Genomic DNA, 244 nt, shown 5'->3' on the forward strand with positions numbered 1-244 from the left:
GTTGGTAGAGCACTCGACTGTTAATCGAGTTGTCACAGGTTCGAGTCCTGTTCGGGGAGCCATATGCTCTCATAGCTCAGTAGGTAGAGTGCATCCATGGTAAGGATGAGGTCACCGGTTCGATCCCGGTTGAGAGCTCCATTACTTTCTTGGTAAGCAGACAAGCATTGCAATTTACGCATGGCCCGTTGGTCAAGGGGTTAAGACACCTCCCTTTCACGGAGGTAACAGGGGTTCGAATCCC

1 tRNA gene is annotated in these 244 nt (G+C 51.2%); it reads left to right on the top strand.

The window, feature by feature from the left end:
* The first annotated feature begins 65 nt into the window (after positions 1 to 65).
* A tRNA-Thr gene (locus PAT3040_RS32225) sits at positions 66 to 141 on the top strand.
* Positions 142 to 244 lie beyond the last annotated feature (103 nt).

This window comes from Paenibacillus agaridevorans, assembly GCF_003112455.1.
Classification (GTDB): domain Bacteria; phylum Bacillota; class Bacilli; order Paenibacillales; family Paenibacillaceae; genus Pristimantibacillus; species Pristimantibacillus agaridevorans.